The organism is Yoonia sp. R2-816, assembly GCF_046762905.1.
Taxonomy (GTDB): domain Bacteria; phylum Pseudomonadota; class Alphaproteobacteria; order Rhodobacterales; family Rhodobacteraceae; genus Yoonia.
Map to the genome: position 1 here is coordinate 1 of NZ_JBKQXN010000040.1, position 830 is coordinate 830.

Annotated in this window: 1 protein-coding gene; it reads left to right on the forward strand. The window is 54.8% G+C overall.

What is annotated here, in order from left to right:
- Positions 1-830, forward strand: an 830-nt coding sequence (locus ACFWW2_RS00620; protein ID WP_393925426.1) for a LysR family transcriptional regulator, incomplete at both ends; no start/stop codon positions are given.

The following is an 830-nucleotide window of genomic DNA, read 5'->3' on the forward strand; positions in this document are numbered from 1 at the left end:
TTTCTTGCGGTCTGCGAGCATCGCAATTTCACCCACGCCGCCAGTGCGGCAAATGTTTCCCAACCGTCTTTGACAACGGCCATCAAGAAACTCGAGGACGAACTCGGTGGCGCGTTGTTCATCCGGGATCGAGCCGGATCCAGGTTGACGGCGCTTGGGAAACTCATGCAACCAAGGCTTCAGAAGGTTTGTGATGAAACGCAGCAAGCCAAGGAAGAGGCGGTTCGACACATGCGACTGGACCGGGTCCCGATCTCGGTGGGAATCGGCGAAACGATCGGCCACAACAGAATCTCGGCGGCGGTGGAGCGCATTCGTGCACGACTGCCAAGGGCCGATATTGAGTTGATCGTTGCGCCTTCTTCTGAGTTGCTGCCTGGTCTGACAGACGGCGAATTTGATGTCTTGATTACGGCAGAGAAAGCAAGCGAAGATCTTTACCGCATAGACGCGCTCTATGATGAAAAGTACAAAGTGGTGGTATCATACGAGCACCCATTGGCGAAAGAGAAGGCAATAACTCTTTCGGTCCTCTCAAACACGAACATGCTCGACCGACTGAACTGCGAAATGCGTGACACACTGCACAGCACATGCGCTGATCAGGGTCACGAGCTCTATGCAGCCTATCGGTCAAATCGGGTCGATTGGCTGATCGAACTTGCACGGCAAGGTTCTGGGGCGGTGATCTTGCCATCAACGGCAATTCCAGAAGACATAGGCTTGGTGGCGATACCCATTGACGGTCTTGATTTGTCGCGAACGGTCCGTGCCCTGCGGTACCGGCACCAAACGATGCGACCAGAGACAAGCGACCTGATCCGCGAGAT